Origin of the sequence: Epilithonimonas hominis (assembly GCF_003730015.1) — a bacterium.
GTDB lineage: Bacteria > Bacteroidota > Bacteroidia > Flavobacteriales > Weeksellaceae > Epilithonimonas > Epilithonimonas hominis.
Window position 1 is genome coordinate 73791 of the sequence record NZ_RJTU01000034.1, and the last position, 22021, is coordinate 95811.

Consider the following 22021-nt stretch of genomic DNA (forward strand, 5'->3'; position numbering starts at 1 on the left):
AAACTACTATTTTTTTCTGATGAAGCGTGATGTTATTTTGTTAAAATTACAAAGAATCCTGATAAGCTTTCCAACCTTCGTTTTTATAGCGTAAAGCTTCTTGTTCAGGCTCATCGGCTTTGTAAATTCCGCGTCCAACGATGATGAAATCTGTTCCGTAATTTCTAATCACGTGTTCCGGGGAGTTGTATTGTTGACCTTTGTCATCTCCACTTGTTCCCAAATTAACACCTGGCGTAAACAGTAAAAGTTGGTCAGAAACTTCATTCTGAGCTACACACCCCATTATACTCGGATGATTTTCTATTACTTTCAAAGCTTCTTCACGATAATGAGAATCGGTCAAAGTTCCTTGAGAAGACATCCCTAAAATCGCTACAACACCAACATTCATAAAGCAGTCCAAACTTTTGCTTCCGCCAATAACGTGAGAAGTTACCAAGTCTGCCCAGTTGGAAATCTTGTATGTGCCATAAGAAAATTGAAGTTGTTGAGTATTTCCGATGTCAGCAAATTTTCTATCTTCCATCAAAAGAAAATTATGTTTTGTGGCTAAATCTTTGAGCGGAAGAATGGTTTCATCAGCATCAAAATCATTCAAAATATCGATGTGAGTTTTAAGAGCGACAATGTGTGGACCAACAATATCTGCAAAATCTAATAATTCTTTTGTTGTGATAAAGTCTGCAGATGCAATCAGGTTTGACCTTTTTTCAATAGCAATTTCAAGTATTTTCTTGGCGAACGAATGTTCAGCAGTTTCTAATTTTTGCTCGTAAGACAGACGTTTTTTCTCTTCAAAAACCACTTGATTTCCATTGACAAAATCTTGAATTCTTGCGACTTCCTCATCATCGATATAATTCACTTCTCTCAGAATTTCCACAACTTCAGAAATGTTGAAAAGCGAATGAACTTTGTAGCCTTTTTCTTCCAATTTTTCCTTTCCGCCTTGTTGTCTGTCCAAAACGACTACGATGTCCGAAACTTTGATGCCTTCATTTTCAACTTCTTCAATGGTTTCAACCAAGGATTTTCCTGATGTGATCACATCTTCTACCAAAAGACAGTTCTGTCCTTTTTCGTAAATCCCTTCAATCAGTTTTTTTGTTCCGTAAGCTTTAGCTTCTTTTCTTTTGATAATCAAAGGAATGTAACTTTCCAAAGACATCGCCGTTGCCATTGGAAGTGCTGCGTAAGGAACGCCACAGATGATATCAAAATTATCCAAAGGAAGCATTTCCAAAAGATAATTGGCTAGTTTTTTCAGGATTTTTGGGTCAGAAGCGAGCGGTCGCAAATCAACATAAAACGGACTTTCTATCCCGCTTTTCAGTGTAAAACGGCCAAATTTAATAATCCCGAGTTTATAACACTCGAGGAAGAATTCTTTTTTACTTTCCATTGACTTTCTTTAGATTTCTACAAATTTAAGGCTAATTTTTAAACCACAAAAGACACAAGATTTTAAACACTTAAGTAACTTAAGAATTAGTAAATATTGAAAACTAAGTTCAAGTTAGAAGAAAATTTTTGATTTTCAAAACTTAATTGCACTAAAATGAACTTTGTTGGAAGTACCTAATATCAACTTAAATGTTTATTGTTTAAATTTCCTTCCACTTAGGATTCGTGGCAAAAATTTTTTTATTGATTTTGCAATCATCAGAATGTGCACCTTTCAGAAAACCAATGCTCATTAGAAATTCGCCCACAATTTCCCCACCCGTGAAACGGAAAGTTTTCTTGAAGAGTTTTACCCATTCTTCTTTAGTTTTAGGATGATGATGCTCCAGCCATTTTTCGAAGGAACCGAATTCCTTTTTCAGTTCCAAAATGGTTTTCGCATTTTCAATCGCTGCATTTACTTTTAGTTTATTTCGGATAATCCCAGCGTCGGACAATAATCTCTCCCGGTCTTGTTCTGTGTAAGCAGCAATTTTTTCGATATTGAAATTACTGTAAGCTTTTCGGAAAGACTCTTCCTTTTTCAGGATTGTTTCCCAGCTCAAACCAGCTTGATTGATTTCCATAATCAGCCTTCCAAACAATTCATCATCGCTATGAATAGGAAAACCGTAATGATTATCGTGATAATTTTTATGCAGTACTTTTCGCTCTTCTGGTTGCATCGTTTCTATAGCTTGGCAATAGGACATTGTATTTTGTAATTAAATTTTAAATGTAAAGATAATTAACCTTAATCATTAACAATTAAAAATTACAATTTCCTATCTTCGTGCAAAGCTTTTTTTACAATGTATAAATCAATATCTTTTTTCTTTTTACTTACCTCTTTTGCTTTTGTTAATGCTCAGATTGAGGAAAAAAAACTCGATGAACTGATTCAGAATTCGCTTAAAACCTTTGATGTTCCTGGGATGTCTGTTGGTGTTGTGAAAGATGGAAAACTTATTTATGCGAAAGGTTTCGGTGTTCGTTCACTTAAAAATAATCAGCCGATGGACGATAATACATTGGTGGGAATTGCATCTAATAGTAAAGGTTTCACTTGTACCGCTCTGGCAATTTTGGCTGATGAAGGCAAAATCAACTGGGACGATAAAGTGACAAAATATATCCCTGAGTTCCAAATGGCCGACCCTTACGTTTCTCAGAATGTGACCATCAAAGATTTAGTAACGCACAGAGCTGGATTAGGATTGGGACAAGGCGATTTGATGTTTTTTCCCGAAGGTGGAAATCTGACTGTTAATGATATTGTTCATAATGTTAGATTCCTTAAACCGGAAAATCCGTTTCGTACTACTTTGGATTACAATAATATTATGTTCATCGTTGCTGGGGAAGTGATCCACAGAGTTTCCGGTTTGCAATGGGCAGATTTTATCGAGCAGAGAATTATGAAACCTGTCGGGATGACGGCGAGTTTCGGGTCTTATAACAGAGCAAAAAATTCACAAAATATCATCGATGCCCATGCTCCTGTGGACGGAAAAGTGATTGCAGTTCCTCACGATTGGAATGAAACAGCCAACGCAGCAGGTGGAATTATGAGTAACATCCAAGATATGACGACTTGGGCGAACTTCCTTCTAAATGGATTTGTGACCAAAGATGGAAAGCGTTTGGTTTCTGAGAAAAACGCTCACGAACTTTGGAGCCTTCAGATTCCGGATAAAGTTGGGATGACTTCGCCTTATGATACGCATTTTTATGGTTATGGATTAGGCTGGTTTTTGAGCGATGTGAAAGGCCATTTGCAGGTTCAGCATTCTGGAGGTTTGATTGGAACGGTGACGCATTTTACATTGATTCCGGATTTGAAACTTGGAATTGTGGTTTTGACGAATCAACAATCTGGTGCAGCATTTTCTACGATTACGAATTCAGTTAAAGATGCTTATCTGAAAGTTGAAAACCGTGATTGGTTGAAGCTTTATGGCGACAGAAATAAGAAAAATGAAGAAACTTTCGCAAAACAGAAGAAAGAGGTTTATGATAAAGCTTCAAAATTCAAATCTGATTTGAAAGATGACCAGTTTATCGGTTGGTACAAAGATGATTGGTTCGGGATTGTTGAGGTTTCCAAACAGGGAAAAGGTTACAGAATTATTTCTAAATCTTCTCCAAGATTGAAAGGAGATTTGATTCCTTACTCAGCGAATTCTTTTGTGGCTAAGTGGGATGATAGAAGTTATGATGCGGATGCGTTTTTTACTTTAAATTTTGATGAAAACGGAAAAGCCATTTCTGCGAAAATGAAACCAATCTCTGATGTGACGGATTTTAGTTTTGATTTTGAGGATTTGGATTTGAAAAAGATTAATTAATGTTTTTAGAACAACATTAATTCGAAATCTCCGAAAAGAATTTACAGGTATCAATGTTGTCTTACCAGATTAAGAAATCAATTAAATCATTAATGTGATTAAATCATAAAAAACGAAGACCTTTTGCATAAAAAAGCCGATTTGAAATTTCAAATCGGCTTTTTCTATTTGTTGAGATGAAGCTTCATCATAATGTCGGTTTGCTCATCTTTTCCAAGTTTGAAAATATGCTTATCAAACTCTACAAAATTATTTTTCTTGTAAAAACTTATGGCTCTTGCATTTTCTTCCCAAACACCTAACCAAACGTAATCAACATTTTTGGATTCAGCAATTTCAATAGCTTTGTTGTAAAGGTATTTTGCAACACTTTTTCCGTGAAAATCCTTTGTAACGTAGATCCTTTCGATTTCCAAAGCATTTTTATCTTTGATCTCAGTTTGGGAATCGCCCAAATTGACCTTAAGATAACCTACAATATTCGTATCAACCAAAGCAAAATAGAACATCGAATTCTCGTCTGAAAGTTCTGATTTCAATTGCGAAACAGAAAACTTTTCTTCCAGATATTGATTCATATCTTCCTCTGAGTTTTCTTGTGAAAATGTCTCGGCAAAAGTTTGTCTTCCGATGATTTGTAAATCCGCAATATCTTCTAAACCGACTTTTTTGATTTGAATATCACTCATTTCCAATGATTAAATCGGCTTAAAATCTAAGTTCTGCTCTTTTAGTAATTTAGCTTCAGCTTCTTTGTAATAACCGCTTGTCAATTTATTATAAATGGATTCGAAAGCAGAAAGTGTTTCGTTGATTTCTGCATCGGTATGAGAAGCTGTTGGAATTAATCTTAATAAAATCATTCCTTTTGGAATTACAGGATAAACCACAACAGAGGTAAAAATGCCGTAATCTTCTCTCAATTCTTTAACCAAAAGAGTTGCTTCAACAGGAGTTCCTTGGATGAAAACCGGTGTTACACAAGTATTGGTATCTCCAAGGTTATAGCCGATTTTTTTAAGTCCACCTTGTAGTTTTTCAACATTCTCCCAAAGTTTAGCTTTGATTTCAGGTCTTGTTCTCAACAATTCTAATCTCTTCAAACCTCCGATTACCATTGGCATCGTCAGAGATTTAGCAAAAATTTGAGACCTTAAGTTGAATTTCAGATAACGGATAATTTCTTTATCTCCAGCTAAAAACGCTCCGAAACCAGCCATAGACTTAGCGAAAGTAGAGAAGTAAACGTCAATCTGATCCTGGCAGCCTTGCTCTTCTCCAGCTCCGGCTCCGGTTTGTCCCAAAGTCCCGAATCCGTGTGCATCGTCTACCAGAATCCTGAATTTATACTTGTCTTTAAGTGCGCAGATTTCTTTCAGTTTACCTTGCTGCCCTCTCATTCCAAAAACACCTTCGGTAATTACTAAAATTCCGCCGCCGGTTTCTTCAGTTACTTTTTGAGCTCTCTTCAGGTTCTTTTCAAAACTCTCGATATCATTATGTTTATAAGTAAAACGTTTTCCTGCATGCAGTCTAACACCATCCACGATACAAGCGTGAGAATCTACATCGTAAACAATCACGTCATTTCTTGAAACTAAAGCATCAATGCAAGACACCATTCCTTGGTAGCCGAAATTCAGGAGGTAAGCTGAGTCTTTTTTTACGAAATCTGCCAGTTCTCTTTCCAGTTGCAAGTGCTGTTCAGTTTCTCCGGACATTGCTCTGGCACCCATCGGATAAAACATTCCGTATTCTGCAGCGGCTTTTGCATCAGCTTCCAAAACTTCAGGATGATTGCATAATCCCAAATAATCATTAGCGCTCCAGAAAATTACTTCTTTTCCCTGGAACTTCATTCTGGGACCAATAGGCCCTTCCAGTCTTGGGAAAATGTAGTAACCTTCTCCATAATCTGCAAACTGTCCTAACGGACCCGGGTTTTGTTTTATTCTTTCAAAAATGTCCATTTTTTCTAACTTATATTTTTGGTTTTATTAAAAAAACCTTTTGTATTTACAAAAGGTTATAAATATTGTGATATAATTTTATTTAATGATTTCTGTTTTGAATACTTCATCGTAGTTATGGAAACAGTTGTTGATAAAACCTTGCTCCTCCATCCACTTGTCGCTGTAAACTTTCGTAATATAGCGTGAGCCGTGGTCTGGGAAAATCAACACAATTAAATCATCTTCTTTAAACTCGTGCGAATTCGCATACTGAATCAAAGCCTGAGTTACAGCTCCAGTTGTATAACCACCCATAATCGCTTCCTTCAATGCAATCTCCCGAGTTCTGTAAGCCGACATTTCGTCATTTACTCTTACAAACTCATCGATTCTATCAAATAAAAGAGCTCCCGGAATTAGATTTTTTCCAAGACCTTCAATCTGATAAGGATGGATTTCTGTTTTGTTAATTTTTCCTGTATCGTGGTAAGTTTTCAGGATAGACCCGTCTGCATCTACACCTATTATTTTGATGTCAGGATTTTGTTCTTTTAGGTATTTTGCAGAACCGGAAAGCGTTCCTCCGGTTCCTGTGCAGGCAAAAAGATGGGTGATTTTGCCTTCAGTCTGTTTCCAGATTTCCGGACCTGTTGTCTGATAATGGGCATCAATATTTAATTCGTTAAAATATTGATTAATATATACAGAATTTGGAGTTTCTTTCGCAATTCTTTTTGCAACTTCGTAGTAAGATCTCGGGTCATCTGCCGGGACAGATGCTGGGCACACATATACTGTTGCACCTAAAGCTTTCAAATAAGCGATTTTTTCAGCTTTCGTTTTGTCACTCACGGCGAGGATACATTTGTAACCTTTGACGATACATACCATAGCTATGGAAAAACCTGTGTTGCCAGAAGTGGTTTCTACAATTACAGAATCTGATTTAAGGATGCCTTGTTTTTCTGCATTTTCTATAATATGCAGCGCAATTCTGTCTTTTGTAGAATGTCCCGGATTATAAGACTCCAGCTTAGCATACACTGTTGCAGGAATGTCCTTGGTAACTTGGTTTAGCTTGACTAACGGTGAGTTGCCAATCAAACCAAGAATATTATCGTGTACATTCATCATTTTATAATCATTTTTTCTCTCAAAAACTGTCTGCAAAAGTAAAAAAAAAATTGCAATGTTTTTACTTTTGAGCCGTGAATCTTACTTTGTATAATTTTTTTAGTAATATTTCAATTGTTTTCTGCTATTTTCAAAATATATACCAATATTTAATTTTTGTTAAAAACCCAAATAACTGAATCAAAAACGTTAATTTCGCCGTTATTTCATTTTCCTTATGAAGAATTGGACTTTTAAACAATGGAACACCATTCTCGGGTGGGTAGTTTTCGTTATTGCACTTATTACATATCTTTCAACCATTGAACCTAATTTTAGTTTCTGGGATTGTGGGGAGTATATTTCTTCCGCAGTAAAACTGGAGGTTACTCACGCACCAGGAGCTGCGTTATTTCAATTGGTTGGTGCTGTTGTTGCATTGTTTGCGTTTGGCGATGGTCAACATTATTCGTTGGTGATTAATGCAATGTCTGCTTTGTTTAGTGCATTTACAATTCTGTTTTTATTCTGGACTATTACACATCTTGTAAGAAGATTACTGAATAAAGAATTCGAAAATATAACGATTGCCGAAGAGATCGCAACCTTATTTGCAGGAGCAGTTGGTGCTTTATGTTTTACATTTTCAGACACATTTTGGTTTTCTGCGGTTGAAGGTGAGGTTTATGCGATGGCAAGTATGTTTATTGCATTGATTGTCTGGCTAATAACAAAATGGGAAAACGAATATCTTGAAAAAGATAACGAAAGATGGATTATCCTTTTATTTTTTATAATTGGTTTGTCCGTAGGTGTGCATATGATGTGTATGTTAGCGCTGCCAGCAGTTTGTTTGATTTACTATACAAGACACTATAAATTCACTTGGAAATCATTTTTGATAGCAAATGCGGTAACGTTGGTTATTCTTGCCATTGTATTCAAAATTATTTTTCCTGTGATAATGACTTTATTCGGGAAATCTGAAATATTCTTTGTTAACGGATTAGGTTTGCCTTTCCATTCAGGGACAGTTTTCGCATTTGTTATTTTGGTTGTTCTTTGTTATTTGTTCATCACTTACACAAGAAAAACAGGGAAATCATTATACCAAACCATTGCATTATCAGTAGTGTATATGATGATTGGATTCTCTTGCTGGTTGGTAATCCCAATCCGAGCAATCGCCAATCCGCCAATGAACCTTAATGACCCAGACAATGCTTTGGGGATGTTGGATTATTATAATCGTGAACAATACGGGGATTGGCCAACTTTGTACGGTCAAAATTATACCGCGTATCTTGACCCGAATGGAATTCAGAAAAACGAAGACGGAAGTTACAAAACCGAAAAAACAGGTGATACTTACGAGAAAGATGCGACAACAGGACAATATCGTAAAGTAGGAGAAAAGTTTAATTATGTTTTTAGTAAAGAGCACGTTGGTTTCTTACCAAGGATGTTCAGTGAAGATAAATCGGTAATGCCAAATTATATTTCGATGTACGGCGCACCAGATTTCACGTTCAATTATGGAAATGAGCAGGTTGCTGAAAGTCCGGAAGCAAAACAGTTCTTTGATGAACTTCGTCAAAAATATGAGAACGGAACTATCAAAATGGATGATTATCTGAAAGCGAAACAATTCGGAATTATCAATGTTCAAAAACCGACATTAGCTCAGAATTTGGATTACTTCATCACGTTCCAGAACTACTATTATTTCGGAAGATATCTGCTTTGGAATTTTGCAGGTCGCCAGAATGATGTAGAAGGGCATATGGAAAATACCAATGGAAACTTCATCACAGGTATTTCTTTCATCGATAATAATATATGGGGAGATCAAAGCGAAATGCCGGCTAAATTCCAGAATGAAAGTACCGTTAAGTTCTTTATGTTGCCTTTGATATTAGGATTATTAGGATTTTTCTTCCAACTGAACAGAGATTTCGGAAGATTCTATGCGATATTGTCTTTATTCATTTTAACAAGTGTCGGGATTGTATTTTACACAGGGATGAAACCTTTTGAACCTCGTGAAAGAGATTATGCGATGGTTGGTTCCTTCTATGCCTTTGCAATTTGGATTGGTCTTGGCGTTGCAGCTATTTATTGGCTTCTTCAGAAAAAAATCAAGACTAAATCAGCTCAGATTATCGTAGGAGTTGTATTGTTAGGAATTCCTTTTATGATGGGCTTCCAAAACTACAATGTTCACGATAGAAGTGGTCGTTATGCAGCTTACGATTATGCGTATTCAAGTTTAAAATCTTTGCCGAAAGACGGAATAATGTTCGTTTACGGTGATAATGATACGTATCCAGTCTGGGCGATTCAGGAAACTGAGGAGTTCCGTAAAGATGTCAAAGTAGTGAACTTCACATTACTTTCAACACCCTGGAATATCGACCAAGTGAAGAGAAGAACCTACGACTCAATGCCTGTTCCATCCACTTTGACCCACGAGGATTACAGAGAAGGTTCTAATGATCAGGTTTATCTGATGTCAAAAGATGACTGGAGTAATATCTTCGCCAATTTAAAAGACCAGGGCGCTCCGGATACAGAATTGGCAGCTTTCAGAAAATATCTTACACAGGATTCTATGACATTGAAGGAGGCGGTAAACTTTCTTAAAATGAAATCGCCTGAAAAAGACGAGATTGTGAAAATGATTTTTGGAGAAGAGCGTTATGAAAAATTCAACTTCCTTCCGGTTTCCAAATTTGTACTGCCAGTGAATGTGAATAATGCTGTGAAATCTGGAATTATCACACCAGCCGAAGCGCAGAAAGCAGAAAAGCAAATCGTCATCGATTATAAAGGTTCTAGTATGTTCAAGAATAATATGATGATGTTGGATATTCTGGCAAACTTCGATTGGAAACGTCCAATCAACTTTTCAAGTGGCGGGATTTATGACGGAAGCAATCTATTCTTCCTTTCGAATTATCTTAAGTTTGATGGATTCAGCTATAGATTGGTTCCTATTAAAACTGAAGAATCTCCAGATGGCGAATTGGGAATGGTGAATGCGGACGAACTTTATAATGTAGTTAAAAATTACAGATGGGGTAATTTCAAAGATTTGAAAGTCCATTTTGATGAGACTTGTACACAGAATATCATCGGTTACAGATCATCGGCAAGTAGAGCTGCTGAGGCTTTGGTTCTTAAAGGCGAAAAACAAAAAGCCATTGAGGTTCTGGATTTGGCAAGCAGAGAAATTCCGGTCGTAAAATATAATGACCCAAGGTCTTTGAGTTCTATTGTTTACGCCTATATCGTAGCAGGACAGGAGCAAAAAGGACTTAAACTGGCAGAAGACCTCAAAAAAGGAATCTTCGAAGAGTATGATTATTACACCAGATTATCGCCAAAATTCCAAGTTTATGCAGCAAGACAGATGAAAACCAAACCAATGGAATATTCCCTTGTTGTTGGCGCAGTTTCCGATGCGTATAACAAAATTGGTCAGAAAGATAAAGGTTACCAATATCTTGTCAACTCTCTGAATGTCATTGATAAACGATTCAATACATTTATCAAAGATTTGCAGGAGATGGGAAAAGAAAAGGCTTTCAAAAAAGCAGATGATGTACAGAAAGTAACATCGTTCTATTCTTATCTGTTCGATATTATGAAAGATTACGACACGACTTACGAAGCCGAAAAGATGGATAACATCACAAAACAATTGATGAAAGTCACTCAGTAAATAAATTAAACGTCTCGATATTTCGGGACGTTTTTATTTTATAATTTTAGCAAGATTTTTTAGAAGCATTTAAAATTTATCATTAAAAATCTAAAATTCTATGAAGTACTGTGCTTTTCTCCGTGGTGTGAATGTCAAAGGGACCAATATGAAAATGGCAGATGTATGCAAAGTTTTTTCAGAGGCAGGTGTTCAAAATGTATCTTCGGTTTTGGCAAGTGGAAATATTTTGTTTAAATCTGATAAAGACTCTGTAGAATTGAAGAAGATTTTGGAAAAAGCAATGTCAGGCCATTTCAATTACGAAGCTTTTCTCTTTATTAAGGACGAAGACGAAATCAACGACATTTTAAAAAATGCCCCATTTCCGCCAATAGAAAATTTCCACAGTTATATTTTTCTGGGTTCAGAAAAAGTAGAAGAAACTTTGTTGGAAGAATTTGATAAATCAAGTAAAGCAAAAGGTGAGAAAGGTAAAATCATTAACCAAATATTCTATTGGCAAGTTCCGAAAGGACAGACTTTGCTTTCTGATTTCGGGAAAGTTCTGGGCAAGAAAAGCTTGAAAGATAAAATGACGAGTAGAAATGCCAATACGTTTGAAAAGATTATTAATAAATTCAATAAATAGATAATTTCAACCCTTTCGATAGTTTGAGTTGGAAAAGGTTTTCCTGCATTAATTCCGTATATTTGTATTCGATTTTCAGACCATCTATCATCTGGAATTTTATAATTTAAAATCAAAAAAATGATACAATATTTAGATAACATTCATCACAAAGATTCCAAGAACTTTTTCCTGATTGCAGGACCTTGCGCTATCGAAGATGAAACTATGGCTTTGCGGATTGCCGAACACATTGTGAAACTTTCTGACAAATACAATATTCCTTACATCTTCAAAGGGTCTTTCAGAAAAGCGAACAGAAGCCGTGTAGATTCTTTCACAGGAATCGGCGACGAGAAAGCTTTGAAGATTCTTAGAAAAGTAGGAGAGACCTTCAACGTTCCTACGACAACAGATATTCACGAGAATGGTCACGCGGCTTTGGCTGCAGAATATGTGGATGTGTTGCAAATCCCGGCTTTCTTGGTTAGACAAACCGATTTGTTGATTGCAGCGGCAGAAACTGGAAAAGCTGTGACGCTTAAAAAAGGACAATTTCTTTCTCCTGAGGCAATGAAATTTGCTGTTCAAAAAGTAAAAGATTCCGGAAACGATAAAACAGCAATTATAGAAAGAGGGAATACTTTTGGTTACAGCGATTTAGTAGTAGATTTCCGTGGGATCCCGACAATGAGAGAATATTCTCCGGTAATTTTGGATGTGACACATTCTCTTCAACAGCCGAATCAAAATTCGGGTGTTACTGGCGGAAGACCAGAATTGATTGAAACTATTGCAAAAGCGGGAATCGCAGTCGGAGCTGACGGATTATTCATCGAAACTCATCCAGACCCTTCTGTAGCAAAATCAGATGGTGCGAATATGTTGAAATTAGATTTGCTTGATGATTTGCTCGGGAAGCTGACAAGAATCAGAGAAGCGATATTATAAAGTAGAAAGTCCGATTGATTCGGGCTTTTTTTTATGTCTTGAAGTGCGAATATTTAGAACTTTGACTTAAAATTTCTTAATTCATCCGCAAATATTCTGAAACAAATTGATTTTCTGCATAACAATTACAAATATTCTTTCGTTCTTTAGATTAATTGTTATTTTTGCTCAACCAAGGATATTTCAAAATATAAAATCGATAATAAAAAACTACAACATTGAAAAATTATATTCTCTTAATTCTTTTCTATTTGCCAGTTTTGGCATTTTCTCAAATCAATTTAAAAGTTCTGGACGAAGACGGAAAATCTGTTTCCGAAGCTGAGGTTACTTATAACGACCAAACTTATCAAACCGATAAAAATGGTTTTGTAAAAATCCCGCTCGCAGATTCTGAACAAACTTTGAGCGTACAAAAATTGAACTTCAAAGGTTTTTCTAAAACGATCAAAACATCACCAAAAACTCAAAGCGTTAATGTTCTTTTTTTACCTGTCGTTAATGCTACGGAGATTCAGGAAGTTGTTTTCCAGAAAAAGGGAATCCGTAAAACCAATGACCTAACTTCGGTAGAGATTTCTGTGAAAGAAGCGAGAGAAGTAGCGTCTTTAGGAGGCGGAGTAGAAGGCCTTTTGAAAAGTTTGCCTTCTGTCAATTCCAATTCCGAGTTGTCTTCTCAAATTATGGTACGAGGCGGAAATTATGATGAGAACTTAATTTATATTAATGATGTTGAGCTTTATCGTCCATTTTTAATTCGTAACTCTTTGCAGGAAGGGATGAGTATCATTAATCCGGATATGGTTGGGATGATTAACTTCTCTGCTGGTGGTTTCGAACCAAGATATGGTGATAAAATGTCATCTGCGCTTAATATCTATTACAGACAACCAGAGAAATTTGAACTTTCAGGAGAAGCAAGTTTGATTGGTGGAAGATTAACCACTGGCTTTGCATCGAAAGATAAAAAATTCACAGGATTAGTTTCTGCCAGATATAGAAATACAAACCTTGTTCTTAATACTTTGAATGAAGATACAGATTTCAATCCGAGATATATGGATTTGCAGACTTATCTTAATTATCAGTTCAATGAAAAATGGTCTGTGTCTTTCTTAGGCTATTATGCAAAGAACGATTATCAGATGGTTCCGAAGCAAAAAGAAGTAGATTTTGGAAGTCTTTTACAACCTTTGAGATTGACAGTTTTCTACAACGGACAAGAAGATGATCAGTACAAAAATATGATGGGAACGGTAAGTGTTAACTTCAAACCTAGTAAAAAATGGCAATTTAGTTTAGATAATTTTGCTTATCAGAACAGAGAAAGAGAATATTATTCTTTGGCTTCTGGTTACATTTTGGAAGCGTTTGATGAGGAAGGAAATCCTGTTGCTGGTTATGATGCTGGTGGTCAGATTGACCACGCACGAAATGACTTATTAGTTAGAGTGGCTGGTTCACAATTCAGAACGAGATTTTCTCCAGATGTAAACACAGATATTGAAGTTGGTGTAAAATATGAACGAGAAACCATCAAAGATTTTACCAATGAGTGGCAATTTGTAGATTCTATCGGGTATAGCACGCCTAGAGATTTCGTAATCCCAGGAAATCTTGATACTTCTGCGCTTAATCTTAAGTATTATATAGCAGGACAAAATCATATTACACCGACAAGGATTTCTGCATATGCTCAATTCTCCAAAAAATTTATGTGGGGAAGTAATAAAATCTCTGTCAATGGTGGAGCTAGGGTTCAGAATTGGAGTTTTACCAAAGAGACATTGTTCTCTCCAAGAGCGCAATTTGCGATCAAACCAGATTGGGATATGGATATGTTGTTCCGAGTTTCTGGAGGTGTTTACTATCAGGCGCCTTTCTATAAAGAGATTAAGGATTTGACAGGCGCTTTCAACTCAGACATCAGAGCTCAAAAATCTTATCAAATTATCATTGCCAACGACTACGAATTCAAGATTGGAAATAACGATAACAGAAAGCCTTTCAAATTGACTACGGAAGCTTACTACAAGAAAATGGAGAATTTGATTCCATATTATTTGGATAATGTAAGAGTAAGATATGCTGGTAAAAATAATGCGGAAGGTTATGCTTATGGTTTGGATGCTAGATTATTCGGTCAATTTGTTCCCGGAGTAGATTCTTGGATTTCTGCAAGTTATGCCAGAGTTTATGAAAATATTGAAGGAATGGGCTATATTCCAAGACCTACAGACCAGCGTTTCCGTTTTTCTATGTTCTACCAAGATTATATGCCGAAGTTTCCAAGTATGAGAGTTAATTTGACTTTGACTTATGCCAGCGGATTGCCTTCTGGAACGCCAGTTTTATTTGATGCTGCAGGTTTGCCGGATTATTTGGCGGCTTACCGTTATCAAAAAACTTTGCCAGCTTATAAGCGTGTTGATATTGGTTTGACTAAGGTTTTCATCGATCAGAAAGACAATAAAGCAAGTGGTAATTTCTGGGGCAAATTCAAGGAATTGACTTTGGGTGTTCAGATTTTCAATGCTTTTAATATCAATAATACGATTGCCAATCAATGGATCAGCGATGTGAATTCTTCACCTCAATTATACTATCCAGTTCCTGTAAGATTGACGGGAAGATTCTTCAATGTTAAATTGGAATTCAAATTGTAAAATAAAGTTACATCAATAAAAAATGAAAGCTTCCAAATTTAGGAAGCTTTTGCTTTATAATTAAGAAGTAAAATATGGGTTAAAAATAAGACCTGATAAACCTTAGTATATGCGTGTGCCTGTTCTGATCTTTGTTGAAAATACCTGTGGAATCCAAACTGTCAATTCTTACCTTTCCGTGCGCGTGGATGATTTTTTGGTCTGCTAAGATAATCCCAACGTGATGTATTCTTCCTTCTTTATTTTCAAAGAAGGCAAGGTCGCCAGGTTTAGCTTCTTCAATAAAAGTTAAAGCATCTCCAATTTCTGCTTGCTGATAGGCGTCTCTCGGAATTTTAATACCGTGAATTTTATAAATAATCTGAGTGAAACCACTACAATCGATTCCGAAAAAGCTTTTTCCGCCCCATAAATAAGGAACATTTAGGAATTCTTTGGCGCAGTTGACAATGCTTTCACTGAGGTCACGTCCACGAGTGGGCGCAGTTGTTTCAAAATTGACTTCGGAACCCATTGATAATAGCACTTTTCCACTCTCCGTCATTGTAGATTGGAAAGGCTCTTTCACAAGATTTCTTTTTCTTGATACAACGAATTCATCAGAAACGGGCGAAATTTGTTTTGTGTCCATCCAAGCTTCGTAGTTGTCGTAATGGGTTTTTATCTTCGTCCAATTATCTTTAACTTCCAGAATATCCGCAGATTCTCCGTAAAGAAGTTGCGATACGATTTCGCTTTTGTCAGAACTGTCCGCTCTCAATGGTGCGATGGAAACATTGCAAATTCCTTTTGTCATTTCAATCAATTATGAATTTAAAAATACGAATTATTTCTTTCTAATCAAGTGTAATCCGTCTCGCAAAGGTAAGATTAGATTTTCGAAATCCGGATCTTCTGCAATGATTTTGTTAACCAATTTGATTTGCTCGGTCTGTTTATCTTTTGGATTGTTTTCAAGTACTTTTCCGTACCAAAGAACGTTATCGATAAGAATGATGCTTCCTGAACGCAGATTGGGTTTAATGAGTCTCAAATATTCCAAATAGCTTTCCTTATCAGCATCAATGAAGATCAAATCCCAGACTTTATCCAGTTTTTTGATTTCTTCTTTAGCATCTCCGATGATGAATTCGATTTGGTCTTTATAATCGCTTTCCGCAAAGTATTTTTGAGGAATGTATGCTAAATCTTCATTCTTATCAATTGTATAGATTTTTCCATCTTTAGGTAATCCTTCCGCCATACTCAAAGTAGCATAACCAGTAAAAGTCCCAATTTCCAGGACATTTTTTGGTTGAACGATATGCGATAGAATACTCAATAAACGACCTTGCAGATAACCAGAAATCATATGCGGCTGTGTGGTCTTTTGGTAAGTTTCTTTTCTTAATTTTTTTAGAATGGCAGGTTCTTCGGAAGCTGTTTCTTCCAGATAGCGATCCATTTCTTTGTCCATTTCTTCGAAGTAACTCATTGTTCAAAGGATTAAAGTTCAAATTTAATAAACAAAAAAACCTTGCCAAAATCTGACAAGGTTTTTATTTTTAGATTTAGTTTACATCTGACTTCTGACATCAGACTTCTGACCAAATTATTTTTTCACCGGAGCGATGTCCATCAACTTCATAAACTCATCCAGTTTCGGCATAATGATGATTTCCGTTCTACGATTTTCGCTACGTCCAGAAACTGATGCGTTGGTTGTTTTAGGATTGTATTCTCCTCTACCACCTGCGGTAATTCTGTTAGGATTCACACCAAACTGATTTTGTAAAACTTTCGCCACTGCTGTTGCTCTAAGTGCGGAAAGATCCCAGTTGTCTCTCGGCGCATTGGCGCTGTTCAGAGGCGTGTTATCTGTATTACCTTCAATCAAAACGCTGTATGTGTCATAATCGTTGATTACTTTTGCAACCTTCGCTAAAACATCTGCTGCAGCTGGTTGGATGTCATATTTTCCAACTTGGTAAAGCATTTTATCAGATAATGAAATCAATACAACACCTTTCAGAACTTTCACATCTACATCTTGGTCTGCAACGTTGTCAAGTGAACGTTTCAATTTGTTAGATAACGCGATATTCAAACTGTCATTTTTGCTTTTTCCGGAAATCAATTGCTTGATATAAGCATTAGAAGCGTTGATTTCTCCAACTAATTTATCAATGTTTGCAGAACCTTTTCCAGCGTTAGATAAACAAGCATCCAAACTAGATTTCAGCGCATTGTTTTGTCCAACTAGCAAGTCGTTCTGCCCTTTTAGAGAAGAATTTTCTCCTTTCAAATCTTGGATTTGGCGCATTCTTTCGCCAGCATCTTCCACGCATTGTTTGTAGTTCAGATTAAGCGCGTCGAATTGTTTTTTGCTGACACACGATGCCAAGGAAAGTCCCACGGCAGTGATGGTCAAAATTTTAAATAATCTCATAGTAAATATTTATTTGTTTTATTGTTTTTATTGAGTGGTTATTGGTTTTAAAACGTTTCAAAGGTAAGAATTAATAACTGTATATTTGTGCTTATAACTTAATGTTTCGTTATAAAATTGTGTTAAGTCTGTTAAAATTTCAAAACCTGTTTGAGCAAATGCTCCACCAACCACAACAAAAAACATACCTTTTGGCTGTAAGTGGAGGAGTGGATTCTATGGTTTTAGCTGATTTATTTCAGGTTTCTGGATTTAGTTTTCATATTGCGCACATTAACTATCATCTTCGTAATGAGGATTCTAACTTAGACCAAAAGTTGGTTTTTGACTTTTGCGAAAAACATAAAATTCCTTTCCATTTATATGAAGTTTCGGAAAATGATAATCAACCAGAAAATTCTATTCAGAATTGGGCAAGAGAATTAAGATATCGGTATTTTAGAGAAATTAAGGAAAAAGAAAATCTTGATTATATAGTTACAGCACATCATCTGAATGACCAATTGGAAACTTTTATCATTAATCTTTCCAAAGCTTCCGGAATCCGTGGTTTGAGCGGAATCCCGCAAAATGAAAACGGAATTCTTCGTCCGCTTCTTGGTTTTTCCAAGGACGAAATTTATGATTTTGCCAAAGAGAATCAAATTGATTTTCGAGAAGATCAATCCAATCAAAAAACAGACTATCTAAGGAACAAAATTCGGCACAACATAGTTCCGGAATTGCAAAAAATCAATTCTGATTTTCTGACTAATTTTTCAAAGAGCATCCATTATATCAATCAAGCCAAGGATTTTATCAATCAATCAGTTGACGATAAAATTAAAATTCTCAAGATAAATTCTGATAAAAATCAAATCATAATCGATAAACAAAAATTCTCAAAGGAATCTGAATTGATTCGATATGAGATTTTGAAAAGATTTAGTTTTAATGATGAGAACGAAATGCAGAAAGTTCTGACAGCTCAAACTGGAAGTTCTTTTTTTAATTCTGAATACCAGTTAATTATTAATCGAAATGAGTTGATTTTTAGCTGCAAGGCTGAAGTCGGAAATCAGAAGTCGGAAGATTCATTAATTCTGGAAATTATTGATAACGAAATCATTATTCCTCAAAATTTAAAAAATGAAGTCCAGGAATTTGGAAATTGTTTTTGGAAAATTGATAAACAAAAAGTTCAATTGCCTCTGAAATTGAGAAAGAAACAAGAAGGCGATTTGTATTTTCCTATTGGAATGATTGGTAAAAAGAAAATTTCGAAGTTTTTTAAGGATGAAAAATTGTCTATTTTAGCCAAGCAAAAAATCTGGCTTCTTTGTGATGCTGATGAACAAATCGTAGGTGTGCTGCCTTTTCGTCAAGACGGAAGATTTTCATCAGATAATTCAGAAGCAGAATTAACTTTAAAAGTTTAACCACATAGGCACATAGCTTAGTATTCTCCTATGTGCCTATGTGGTTAAAAAAAGATTAAATAGTTTATGACGCAAAAACAAATAACAGAATTAACCTATAAGATTTTAGGAGCTTGTATTGAAGTTCATAAAACTTTAGGTCCTGGTTTGTTAGAAATTGTTTATCACAAAGCGTTGAAGGAAGAATTTCGGATTCAAAATATTAATTTTAAATCTGAATTTGTTATTCCTGTAAAATATAAGGAGATTGATTTGAATTGTGGTTTCCAATGTGATTTTATCATTGAAGATTCAATTGTTATCGAAATTAAATCAGTTAAAGAATTTCACGATATTCATAAGGCTCAGGTTCTTAATTATATGAATCTTTTGAAAGTTCCAAAAGGAATTTTGATAAATTTCAATGTAACCAATATTTTTAAAGAAGGACAACAGACTTTTGTGAATAAATATTACGAACAATTAAATTAAACTGAACCACATAGACACATAGTATTCCAAGGTATATATTTTACCTTTAATTATAATATTTTAAAAAGAAAATCTATTGTGCCTATGTGGTTAAAACAAAATAAAACGATAAACTTAAATAAATCAACTACATAGAAACATAGGCGGAAAGCATCTGTTACTATTTTTTTAAAATTAAAACATAAATCTATTGTGCCTATGTGGTTAAAACTAAATAAAATGAAAGATTTCAAAATAGTGTTTTCAACACTTTTTCTATTTATAATAACCATTTTCAATGCGCAGATAAAAAATCCGGTTAAGTTCAAATTCGATATTAATCCTGTTGGCAAAGACGAATATGAAGCAGTTTTAACTGGAACTATCGAAGATAAATGGCACATTTATTCTCAGGATTTACCACCAGATTCAGGAATCCCAACTGAATTTAAAATCACTTCAAAACAAGGAATCCAGCTGATTGGAAAAGTTCAGGAAATAGGGAAAAAGCACGATGAGTTTTCGGAAGCTTTCGGCGCTCAGATTGTTTATTATTCTAACAAAGTCGTTTTTAAGCAAAAATTCAAACCAAAAGATGCTTCCAAACCTGCGACAATTACAGCTGAAATAATGTATCAGACTTGTAATGATCGAGTTTGTCTTGCTCCGAATACTTTGGAATTTGAAAAGGAATTGGCTGCAACTGTGGTTTCTGAAACCAAAATAGAAGTTGAAACAGCTACGAAAAATGATTCCAATTCTGTTGCTGTTCCCGAAAACCGAACTGTAATCGCAGTTGTTTCTTCAGTTGGTAATCAAAAACAAGACGGTTTGAAAATCAATTCTCTGGACTTCAAAAATCCTTTGACGAATTGTGGAGCCGAGCAACAAAAGCCTCAAAACGATAATTGGTTGGTTCTTGGATTAGGATTCTTAGGTGGATTAATCGCATTGCTCACACCGTGCGTTTTCCCAATGATTCCGTTGACAGTTTCATTCTTCACAAAAGGCAATAAAGACAAAGCAAAAGGTAAAAGAGATGCGTTTATTTACGGATTTTTCATTCTCCTGATTTTTGTTTTATTGAGTATTCCGTTTCATATTATTGATGGGATTTCGGGGAATATTTTCAATCAGATCTCAACCAATATTTGGCTGAATTTATTTTTCTTCGCTATATTTTTATTCTTTGCTCTAAGTTTTTTCGGGTATTACGAAATTACTTTGCCAAGCTGGATCGCCAACAAATCTTCCAAAGCTGAAGAAGCGGGCGGATTGATTGGGGTTTTCTTTATGGCCTTGACTTTGGTCATTGTTTCGTTCTCGTGTACAGGTCCTATTTTGGGAAGTTTATTAGGTGGAGTTGTTGCAGGCGCGACTAATGTTCCAACATTGTTGACGTTTGCTTTAGCTGGTTTCGGATTGGCTTGGGCATTAGTTTTTGGATTGTTGGCGCTGTTTCCTCAAGCGCTTCAAAGTTTACCAAAATCAGGCGGTTGGATGAACACCGTGAAAGTTGTTCTTGGATTTATCGAGTTGGCTTTAGCATTAAAATTCTTGTCAAAAGCAGATTTGGTTTCCAAAACTTTCTTACTGAAAAGAGAGCTTTTTATTGCACTTTGGATTGTTATCGCCATTGGATTAGTTGTTTATTTATTCGGGAAAATCAGATTTCCACACGATGATAAGAAACCGAAAATTTCATTAGCGAGAAGAATTTTGGGTGTTTTCGGAATTGTGTTTATTGGATATTTAATTCAAGGATTGATTCCTTCAGAAAAACCGAAATTACAAATGTTAAGTGGGATTCTGCCTCCATTGAATGTTAATTACTTCCATAAAGAAGAAGATGGAATTCTAGGTTTGAAACCTTATCACAATTACTTTGAAGCGATAGAAGTGGCTAAGAAAGAAAACAAACCGGTTTTGATAGATTTCACGGGTTACGGTTGTGAAAATTGCCGAAAAATGGAAGAGTTTGTTTGGAGTCAGGATGATGTTTTACCGATTCTTCAGAATGATTTAATCATTGCTTCGGTTTATGTGGATGATAAGGAAGAATTGCCAGAAAATGAACAGATCAAAATAGATATGGGAGAAGGTCAAATGAAGAAAGTGAAAACGATTGGTGATAAATGGAGTTTATTTCAACAAGTTAATTTCAATAATAATTCTCAGCCGCATTATGTTTTGGTAACGCCTGACCAAAAAGTGATTAATTCACCAGTTTCAGGCTATATGCCGATAGAAGATTTCAAAAAATTCCTAAAATGTGGGATTGATTATTTTAAGAATAGCAATTGATTTTAAAACATATTTTGTCAAAGTTAAAATCTTTGATAAAGTTTTCAACTATTATAAGAGTTTCTTTCCAGAAGCTCTTTTTTTATTTATTTTAGAGGAAAATTAAACCAATGAAAAATCTTTTGCCGATTGTTATTTTGCTTTCCGTCTTCTCCTGTAAAAAATCTGAAGAAACTAATTCTCCAAAAGTTGACAGCACAAAAATCATCGATTCAATCAATATTGCGAGAACTAAAATCAACGATAGTATTCTCAGTAGTCGAGCTTTCAAGGATTTTTCAGGAACACATACTTTGACGCACGACCAAGTGAATGGTTCAGGGAAAATCACTTTTACGAAAATCGGACAAGACGAATACAAAATCTCCGGCGAAAATAAATCGGGAAATAATTTTGTGAAAATCGAAGGTAACGCAAGAATGACGTCACCGAAAAATCTTAAATTCGATGGAACCATTACCCAAAGTATTTCCGATTATGACAACGGGAAATTGGATGTGAGAAAAGGCAAAAGAAATTTCTCTACAAAAGATGGCGGGAAAACTTTCAAACTTTACGAATCCGTGAATAATGCCGGATTTGCCGACAAAATAATGATTAAATTGTAAACG

The 22021-nt window shown here is 35.4% G+C and carries 17 protein-coding genes; 9 read left to right on the forward strand and 8 right to left on the reverse strand.

Going from position 1 to position 22021, the window contains the following annotated elements; all coding sequences use genetic code 11:
• Positions 1-46 precede the first annotated feature (46 nt).
• Positions 47-1405 (reverse strand): orotidine-5'-phosphate decarboxylase, encoded by a 1359-nt coding sequence (gene pyrF / locus EGH73_RS04860; protein ID WP_123280916.1) that lies wholly within the window; start codon positions 1403-1405, stop codon positions 47-49.
• A gap of 202 nt (positions 1406-1607) precedes the next feature.
• Positions 1608-2159, reverse strand: a complete 552-nt coding sequence (locus tag EGH73_RS04865) for a DNA-3-methyladenine glycosylase I (RefSeq protein WP_123280917.1) — start codon at positions 2157-2159, stop codon at positions 1608-1610.
• Positions 2160-2258: 99 nt separating this feature from the next.
• On the opposite strand from EGH73_RS04865, the gene EGH73_RS04870 reads away from it, so the two are divergent.
• Positions 2259-3794 (forward strand): serine hydrolase, encoded by a 1536-nt coding sequence (locus EGH73_RS04870; protein WP_123280918.1) that lies wholly within the window; start codon positions 2259-2261, stop codon positions 3792-3794.
• Between the two features lie 164 nt (positions 3795-3958).
• Here the strand turns inward: EGH73_RS04870 and EGH73_RS04875 are convergent, their stop codons facing one another.
• From EGH73_RS04875 to EGH73_RS04885, 3 genes are all read right to left on the reverse strand, one after another.
• Positions 3959-4483 carry a GNAT family N-acetyltransferase gene (locus EGH73_RS04875; protein ID WP_123280919.1) on the reverse strand — a complete coding sequence of 175 codons (525 nt, stop codon included), beginning with the start codon at positions 4481-4483 and terminating at the stop codon, positions 3959-3961.
• Between the two features lie 9 nt (positions 4484-4492).
• Positions 4493-5764 carry an aminotransferase class I/II-fold pyridoxal phosphate-dependent enzyme gene (locus tag EGH73_RS04880; protein WP_123280920.1) on the reverse strand — a complete coding sequence of 424 codons (1272 nt, stop codon included), beginning with the start codon at positions 5762-5764 and terminating at the stop codon, positions 4493-4495.
• A 78-nt stretch (positions 5765-5842) separates the two neighbouring features.
• A complete protein-coding gene (locus EGH73_RS04885) occupies positions 5843-6880 on the reverse strand; it encodes a PLP-dependent cysteine synthase family protein (RefSeq protein ID WP_123280921.1) in 1038 nt (345 codons plus the stop codon).
• A 217-nt stretch (positions 6881-7097) separates the two neighbouring features.
• Between EGH73_RS04885 and EGH73_RS04890 the strand changes: the two genes are divergently transcribed.
• From EGH73_RS04890 to EGH73_RS04905, 4 genes are all read left to right on the forward strand, one after another.
• Entirely contained in the window at positions 7098-10583 is a 3486-nt protein-coding gene (locus EGH73_RS04890; RefSeq protein ID WP_123280922.1) for a glycosyltransferase family 117 protein, read from the forward strand.
• Between the two features lie 100 nt (positions 10584-10683).
• Complete coding sequence (locus EGH73_RS04895; protein WP_123280923.1) at positions 10684-11214, forward strand: DUF1697 domain-containing protein; 531 nt, start codon at positions 10684-10686, stop codon at positions 11212-11214.
• 120 nt (positions 11215-11334) lie between these two features.
• Entirely contained in the window at positions 11335-12144 is an 810-nt protein-coding gene (kdsA, locus tag EGH73_RS04900) for a 3-deoxy-8-phosphooctulonate synthase (protein WP_123280924.1), read from the forward strand.
• A 446-nt stretch (positions 12145-12590) separates the two neighbouring features.
• Positions 12591-14810 (forward strand): TonB-dependent receptor plug domain-containing protein, encoded by a 2220-nt coding sequence (locus tag EGH73_RS04905; protein WP_245985438.1) that lies wholly within the window; start codon positions 12591-12593, stop codon positions 14808-14810.
• A gap of 79 nt (positions 14811-14889) precedes the next feature.
• On the opposite strand, the gene EGH73_RS04910 is transcribed toward EGH73_RS04905, so the two are convergent.
• The 3 genes from EGH73_RS04910 to EGH73_RS04920 all read right to left on the reverse strand — a co-directional run bounded on the left by EGH73_RS04910 (position 14890) and on the right by EGH73_RS04920 (position 17238).
• Positions 14890-15606 carry a C40 family peptidase gene (locus EGH73_RS04910; RefSeq protein ID WP_123280925.1) on the reverse strand — a complete coding sequence of 239 codons (717 nt, stop codon included), beginning with the start codon at positions 15604-15606 and terminating at the stop codon, positions 14890-14892.
• 30 nt (positions 15607-15636) lie between these two features.
• Positions 15637-16284 (reverse strand): O-methyltransferase, encoded by a 648-nt coding sequence (locus EGH73_RS04915; RefSeq protein ID WP_089767702.1) that lies wholly within the window; start codon positions 16282-16284, stop codon positions 15637-15639.
• Positions 16285-16401: 117 nt separating this feature from the next.
• A complete protein-coding gene (locus tag EGH73_RS04920; protein WP_123280926.1) occupies positions 16402-17238 on the reverse strand; it encodes an OmpA/MotB family protein in 837 nt (278 codons plus the stop codon).
• Positions 17239-17396: 158 nt separating this feature from the next.
• On the opposite strand from EGH73_RS04920, the gene tilS reads away from it, so the two are divergent.
• The 4 genes from tilS (at position 17397) to EGH73_RS04940 (ending at position 22018) form a co-directional block, all read left to right on the forward strand.
• Positions 17397-18656 carry a tRNA lysidine(34) synthetase TilS gene (gene tilS, locus EGH73_RS04925; RefSeq protein ID WP_245985420.1) on the forward strand — a complete coding sequence of 420 codons (1260 nt, stop codon included), beginning with the start codon at positions 17397-17399 and terminating at the stop codon, positions 18654-18656.
• Positions 18657-18722: 66 nt separating this feature from the next.
• The gene (locus EGH73_RS04930; protein ID WP_089767706.1) at positions 18723-19127 is read left to right on the forward strand and encodes a GxxExxY protein; all 405 of its coding nucleotides are present in this window, start codon (positions 18723-18725) and stop codon (positions 19125-19127) included.
• A gap of 219 nt (positions 19128-19346) precedes the next feature.
• Entirely contained in the window at positions 19347-21410 is a 2064-nt protein-coding gene (locus EGH73_RS04935; protein ID WP_123281001.1) for a thioredoxin family protein, read from the forward strand.
• Between the two features lie 110 nt (positions 21411-21520).
• Positions 21521-22018: a hypothetical protein gene (locus EGH73_RS04940; RefSeq protein ID WP_123280927.1), complete on the forward strand. Its 498-nt coding sequence runs from the start codon at positions 21521-21523 to the stop codon at positions 22016-22018.
• Positions 22019-22021 lie beyond the last annotated feature (3 nt).

Coding starts and splice junctions, on each gene's coding strand:
- pyrF (WP_123280916.1), bottom strand. CDS start 1,405: ATGGAAAGTAAAAAAGAATTCTTCCTCGAGTGTTATAAACTCGGGATT.
- EGH73_RS04865 (WP_123280917.1), bottom strand. CDS start 2,159: ATGTCCTATTGCCAAGCTATAGAAACGATGCAACCAGAAGAGCGAAAA.
- EGH73_RS04870 (WP_123280918.1), top strand. CDS start 2,259: ATGTATAAATCAATATCTTTTTTCTTTTTACTTACCTCTTTTGCTTTT.
- EGH73_RS04875 (WP_123280919.1), bottom strand. CDS start 4,483: ATGAGTGATATTCAAATCAAAAAAGTCGGTTTAGAAGATATTGCGGAT.
- EGH73_RS04880 (WP_123280920.1), bottom strand. CDS start 5,764: ATGGACATTTTTGAAAGAATAAAACAAAACCCGGGTCCGTTAGGACAG.
- EGH73_RS04885 (WP_123280921.1), bottom strand. CDS start 6,880: ATGATGAATGTACACGATAATATTCTTGGTTTGATTGGCAACTCACCG.
- EGH73_RS04890 (WP_123280922.1), top strand. CDS start 7,098: ATGAAGAATTGGACTTTTAAACAATGGAACACCATTCTCGGGTGGGTA.
- EGH73_RS04895 (WP_123280923.1), top strand. CDS start 10,684: ATGAAGTACTGTGCTTTTCTCCGTGGTGTGAATGTCAAAGGGACCAAT.
- kdsA (WP_123280924.1), top strand. CDS start 11,335: ATGATACAATATTTAGATAACATTCATCACAAAGATTCCAAGAACTTT.
- EGH73_RS04910 (WP_123280925.1), bottom strand. CDS start 15,606: ATGACAAAAGGAATTTGCAATGTTTCCATCGCACCATTGAGAGCGGAC.
- EGH73_RS04915 (WP_089767702.1), bottom strand. CDS start 16,284: ATGAGTTACTTCGAAGAAATGGACAAAGAAATGGATCGCTATCTGGAA.
- EGH73_RS04920 (WP_123280926.1), bottom strand. CDS start 17,238: ATGAGATTATTTAAAATTTTGACCATCACTGCCGTGGGACTTTCCTTG.
- tilS (WP_245985420.1), top strand. CDS start 17,397: ATGCTCCACCAACCACAACAAAAAACATACCTTTTGGCTGTAAGTGGA.
- EGH73_RS04930 (WP_089767706.1), top strand. CDS start 18,723: ATGACGCAAAAACAAATAACAGAATTAACCTATAAGATTTTAGGAGCT.
- EGH73_RS04935 (WP_123281001.1), top strand. CDS start 19,347: ATGAAAGATTTCAAAATAGTGTTTTCAACACTTTTTCTATTTATAATA.
- EGH73_RS04940 (WP_123280927.1), top strand. CDS start 21,521: ATGAAAAATCTTTTGCCGATTGTTATTTTGCTTTCCGTCTTCTCCTGT.